The sequence below is a fragment of the Bacillus sp. JJ1127 genome (genome assembly GCF_036965845.1).
GTDB lineage: Bacteria > Bacillota > Bacilli > Bacillales > Bacillaceae_G > Bacillus_A.
In genome coordinates, this window is record NZ_JBALQK010000017.1 from 1 (window position 1) to 5,718 (window position 5,718).

Genomic DNA, 5,718 nt, shown 5'->3' on the forward strand with positions numbered 1-5,718 from the left:
ATATAATAGCGTATGTTATTCTCATTGGTAGATATTTTTTTATAAAAAGGCTTATCGACAAAATACAAATATCGTACGCTAAAAAATCCCTAAAAACGGTTCTTAATGTTTTTTCAACACCTTGCTTTTAAGTCTTATATTGCCTCTCCTTATGTACCAATCACTACAGCCTTATCCTACAGGATCTACAAAATGTTGGGGCCACCTGTAATAAGATAACCTTTTCTCATGCAAATGTAGCGTGTAACATAAATAAAACAAAAAAAACAATTGCTATTTTAAAATGCCACTTCTTGTCTTTCTTTTTATATCGCTTCAAGCCCATAAACATTAAAAAAAATAAAACAAAAATAGTTATGATCCCTGAAAAATAAGTAAAGTTCCACTTAAATCCTTTTAATATTGCCATATAGCCATGTAGTAAAACAATACCTGTAGATAAAATAGCAAGTGGTACATGCCATTGTCTAACCAATTTACCTATAAATTGTAATAAAGTTTTTAATTCAAAATTCCCTATGATCATCTTTTTAAAAGGTTTCCACTTTAACAATAAGAAAATAGGATATATTGATAAAGTAACAAAGAATCCAATTCGTGCAATAGAACCCATTTCTTTAAAAGTTCCTTTATAAGCACGAATATTCTCCGTTAACCATTGTTCATAAAAATACGAAATACATAAAAATCCTATCAAAAATAGAATAACAACAACACCAAGTGTAATTATAACTCTTTTTCGTTCTTTTGGATTAGAAATATAATTTGATAAAAAACCAGCTTTTTTAGCATTTAAAGAAGAGTGTCTATCCACTACTATATTCTCCTTTTCTTCATTTACATGTTCATAATAGCATATTAGAAAACACAACACTATTCTAAGAAATTTGTACGATAAGGATCAGAAAAATAGAACCGCTTCATATTTGGAAAATTATAGCAAGGTTTTTAAATTCTTTTTAAAATAACCAATAAGCATCTCTGTCGAAATAAGTCCTCCCGATGAACTTCCTGCTATAACTGTATCATCTGTTAGTGTTCTATATTTATCGTCAATATAGCAAAACACACCTTATACTTATAACCTTAAACGACTATCACTCTTTGAAAGTCTCTTAAATTATAGTCTCATCTTAAAACTTAATCCCCCCAAAATACATTTATCCTTGGCACATGAATCTTATATAATAAGGTATGTAATATTAAAAATCTAACAGAATGGATGAACATAATGAAGATTTTAGTAATCGAAGATGACCAGCCCCTTCTAGAAGGAGTTGCAGCAGTTTTACAGGAGGAAGGATATGAAATTGATTTCTCTGTAACTGGTGATGAGGGATTATTTATGGCGAAGCAAAATATTTACGATGGCATTATTTTAGATATTATGCTACCGGAAATAAATGGCTTTGAGATTGTGAAAGAAGTACGTGCTGCTTCCATTAAAACGCCTATTCTTCTTCTTACCGCTAAAGATAGTGTAGAAGATCGAGTAAAAGGTTTAGATGTAGGTGCAGACGATTACTTGATTAAGCCGTTTGCAGTACCAGAGTTACTAGCAAGAATACGTGTACTGCTACGTGAAAAGGGAACGATTGGAGAACAGAATGTTTCCTATGGGCCTATCCGTTTACACATGCAAGAACATGACGGATACATAGACGACCACAAATTATATTTGACGACTAAGGAATATGAACTACTTGAATATTTCCTACAAAATAAGGAACAAATCTTAATTCGCGATCAAATTTTCAGCCGCATTTGGGGCCTAGATTCTGATGTAGGGCTTGGTGTTGTAGATGTATATGTTCATCATCTGCGAAAAAAAATAAGTGCGTTTTATGACCAAACGCTCATTCATACTGTACGTGGTGTCGGATTTATATTCAAAGGAAATAACCAAGATGTTTAAAAAAACCAAAATACAACTTGTTACTTTAAATACCATTGTTTTTTCATTGATTTTATGTGTATTTGGTGTCATTTTGTATGTATACATGAATCATATTATTTATAAGGAGATTGATTCAAAACTTTACAATGTGTCTAAAGAAATACAACACGAAGGTATGAATCGTATTATTAAAGAACATGATTCTAAGCGGGAATCAGAGCGAAAAATTGCATACTTAATTTGGGATAAAAACGATCAATTTATAAAAAGCATACCGGAAAATGCGATTTTCTCTACTGATATCAATGACTTCTCGCCTTCTCAGTTTCAGGACAACAAACTGTGGACACAAACAATCAATAATCATAGTTACCGTATCCTTAAGGTTGAATCATCTTCCAGTTATTTAAAAGATATCTCGGCCCATACGATCGAGATTGTCTTAAATATAGATACAGAGGTGACTATACTGCAAAATTTGCTCATATTAACTATAGGGGGCTGCTTTGCAGCATTTATCATTTCTTTCTTTGTAGGGTGGCTTTTAGCGAATCGTTCACTTGTTCCGATTCAACAATCCTGGGAAAAACAAACTCAGTTTGCAGCGGATGCTTCCCATGAACTGCGAACGCCATTGTCTGTTATCCAGACACACTTGGAATTATTATTCCGTCATCCACAATATACAATTGAACAAGAAAGTATGACGATTTACAAAGTACTGCAAGAAGTAAAAAGGATGAACAAACTTGTTGCGGACTTGCTAACTCTTGCAAAAACAGACTCGAATCAGCTACTTATTCAAAGGAAAGAATTTCAAATCGGAGAGTTATTCAGTACAATCATTCATCAATTTGAACCCATTGCAGATTTGCGAAACATTTCGATTAGTAAAGATATCGAAGAGCAGTTAATGTATAAAGGAGATAAAGAAAGGATTCATCAACTGCTCATTATTTTGATGGATAATGCCATGAAATACAATGTTGAAAATGGAAAAATCACAGTCACATGCAACAAAGATGGAAGTTTTATCACGATCATAATAGAAGATACAGGTATCGGTATTGCAAATGAGGAACTTCCTCACATTTTTGACCGCTTCTATCGCAGTGATAAGAGCAGAACACGTTCTGAAGGTGGAACAGGATTAGGTCTATCTATAGCTAAGTGGATTACAGACGCTCATAATGGTGAAATAAAAGTCTGGAGCGAACTGCATAAAGGGACACGCATTATTATTAAATTTCCAATATAACGAACAAAGGGTGTCAAGAGGAACTTCTTCCTATAACTTGACACCCTTTGTTGATATTGAACGGATTAGTTAAAAAACAAATGGCATCGTACATTCATTTTTTAAATTGCTACTGAGGTTGACGATGTACGTGCTGTTTTTTTTTAGAAAATCTCCATGCTTTCCACACATTTGCAACTAATATCCCAACTAACAGAAAAACTAATCCCCCAAGTATCAGATAAGAAGCTATACTTACTGTGGCTGCAATGACACCAAATATAATTTGATCTTTATATTTACCTAAAGAGGTCGGCGGGTCAGTAAGCATAAAAAATGCTAGGAATATGACTGAATTTATATAAGGAACTCTTAGCATATCTCCTACATTTTCGGTTCCTGCAATTCCCATAATCAGCAGTATAAGAAAATAAACTCCTAAAAATGAAAAAACTTGTGGGAATTTATTTACTTTCTGTGCTACGAAAAATCCTGTGATGCACACAAATATAATACACCAAGCAGGAAGCATAGATAGCCCTCCCCACCAGCTTTGTCCGCTTGAGAACAAAACGCCTGTGACAAGTAATCCAAAGGCAGCAGGATTAAATATAGGTTTTTTCTTAACTGTAAACAGATGCTTTGATGCAATTGCAATTGCTGCTGTTAATGCTGAAATATATACTGAAACCATTGGACTTAGTATGAGCGCCACAATCAAGCCTGTTATAGCGGCTCCATCAGGAAAAGTAAGCTTTCGTTTTTTTAAAATAGCGATCAAGGTATCTATGAACATGGCAGTTATAGCTGCCACCCCTGCATGAACAAAACCTGAATAATCAGCCTCATTTATCTGCGCGATTATCATTAATAAAAGCAGCATAACTAAAACGGATCTTTTAGGAGTCATAAAAGGTTTATGAGTTCGTTTTTGTCGCCGGCTTTCTCTTGTTTCATCCACGATAACATATCCTTTTGGTGTACGAAGATATTTATGTTTCGCCTCATGCATTACGTTTTCTTTTTTATTCACGCTCATACAAATATTCCCCCATTCCTTGCGTTATATTTATGTCTAAAGAGGATGTAATCCATATGCCTTCGAGATCAACATTTTTTAGAAGCACTCCCCCTTCTTTTTTACCTAACAGAAAAGCGGCTGTTGAAAAAGCATCTGCCATCATCGCAAAGGGCGCGATTACAGTACAGCTTACTATGTCGGACTGAGACGTCCCTAAATGTGGGTGTATGAGATGATGCTCGTTCATATGAACAGAACTCTTTCGTTCATAACTACCAGAGGTGCAAACTGCCTTATCGGTCAGCTGAACGTTACAAATTGTTTTCTCCTTTTGGAAAGGATGTTGAATACCAATGACCCATGGTTCTCCCTTTTCATTCGTACCGCTAGCAAAAAGATCTCCGCCGGCGTCGATAACAAACCCTTCAAAATCACGCAATTCTTGAACTGCTAAATCAACTGCTAATCCCTTTGCTACAGCACCTAAATCCAACAAAAGCGGTTTTTTTAACAAAACAGTCCGTTTTTCTTCATCTAAAACCACATCTTTATAACTAACAGAAACCTCTGTAGCTACATTTGAAACCAGTTCTTCTCCCGTTAAGTAATGACGGTTAAATCCGTACTTCTCAAGTGTATGACCTAACGTTGGATCAAATATTCCTTGCGTTACATCAGCTACTTGCCATGCAAAGCGAATAGCTTCAAAAAGAGTATGACTGACTTGCGTGGCTTTACCACTTTGCATAGACAGACGTGTAAGCTCACTTTGATAATGGAAGCGGCTGCATACTTTTTCTACAGAGTAGAACGCTTGAAATGCCCTTTCCATTTTTTCTTTTATATATGTTTTTGTGCGTGATGTGACTACTTTAATATGAATAATCGTCCCCATACAAAGTGCAGATTGCTCATATGTTTTTCTTATATGATTAGGCATTACCTGTCACACTTCCCGTATTTTTTTTGTTATAAAACACATTGGACTGCTTTGCCTGTAATAAAGCATCCTGAACCGCTTCTTGAAAATCTTCTGTACTTCTTGTTGCTCCGGAAACCACATCTACATCTGTACTTTGTCGATTTAGAACTTGCTGAGGCAATTCGTCAATATAAGATTGAGAATAAGAAGTGGTGCAATCTGTGATTTGCACCGATGTAATTTTATCTTTTTGAATTGTAACCGCTACTTTTACTGAACCGATACGATTTGTTCCATGACCATAATATGTTCCATCTTTATAGACACTGTTAACCTGTTTAGCTGCATCAGAAGTCCTAGAAGATACATTTGGTTGTGGGATAGATGTCGGTATATTTTTAGAGGCTTGTTCTAATTCTGCTTTTGAATCTTCCGTAGAAATATATCCTGCTGTATAAATCATTCCTACAGCAATTGTACATAGCGTAATCATTTTGTTTCCCATCTTAGCCATATTCATGACCTCCAACATCATTATAAATAAGAGTATTTGAATCTTTATCTTTAATTTTACATGGCTATTTTTAAAAAAGTTTTAAAAACTTCTCTCTAGTAAAGTAAGCGTCAAATAACTCCAAAAT

The 5,718-nt window shown here is 34.7% G+C and carries 6 protein-coding genes; 2 read left to right on the forward strand and 4 right to left on the reverse strand.

Annotated elements, in window-relative coordinates:
- Positions 1-226 precede the first annotated feature (226 nt).
- Positions 227-814, reverse strand: a complete 588-nt coding sequence (locus V7183_RS02505) for a hypothetical protein (protein ID WP_335358591.1) — start codon at positions 812-814, stop codon at positions 227-229.
- Positions 815-1,231: 417 nt separating this feature from the next.
- On the opposite strand from V7183_RS02505, the gene V7183_RS02510 reads away from it, so the two are divergent.
- Together V7183_RS02510 and V7183_RS02515 are read left to right on the forward strand one after the other, a co-directional pair.
- A complete protein-coding gene (locus V7183_RS02510) occupies positions 1,232-1,915 on the forward strand; it encodes a response regulator transcription factor (protein WP_335358592.1) in 684 nt (227 codons plus the stop codon).
- Positions 1,908-3,155, forward strand: coding sequence for a sensor histidine kinase (locus tag V7183_RS02515; protein WP_335358593.1), 1,248 nt, complete (start codon positions 1,908-1,910; stop codon positions 3,153-3,155). Before V7183_RS02510 ends, V7183_RS02515 begins: the two co-directional genes overlap by 8 nt.
- Before the next feature lie 109 nt (positions 3,156-3,264).
- Here V7183_RS02515 and V7183_RS02520 read toward each other — a convergent pair whose 3' ends face one another.
- From V7183_RS02520 to V7183_RS02530, 3 genes are read right to left on the reverse strand one after another with little or no spacing between them, the layout of a single operon-like run.
- Positions 3,265-4,173: an RnfABCDGE type electron transport complex subunit D gene (locus V7183_RS02520; RefSeq protein ID WP_335358594.1), complete on the reverse strand. Its 909-nt coding sequence runs from the start codon at positions 4,171-4,173 to the stop codon at positions 3,265-3,267.
- Positions 4,160-5,095, reverse strand: coding sequence for an FAD:protein FMN transferase (locus V7183_RS02525; protein ID WP_335358595.1), 936 nt, complete (start codon positions 5,093-5,095; stop codon positions 4,160-4,162). The genes V7183_RS02520 and V7183_RS02525 overlap by 14 nt, the downstream gene beginning before the upstream one ends.
- Complete coding sequence (locus V7183_RS02530) at positions 5,088-5,591, reverse strand: FMN-binding protein (protein WP_335358596.1); 504 nt, start codon at positions 5,589-5,591, stop codon at positions 5,088-5,090. Before V7183_RS02530 ends, V7183_RS02525 begins: the two co-directional genes overlap by 8 nt.
- Positions 5,592-5,718 lie beyond the last annotated feature (127 nt).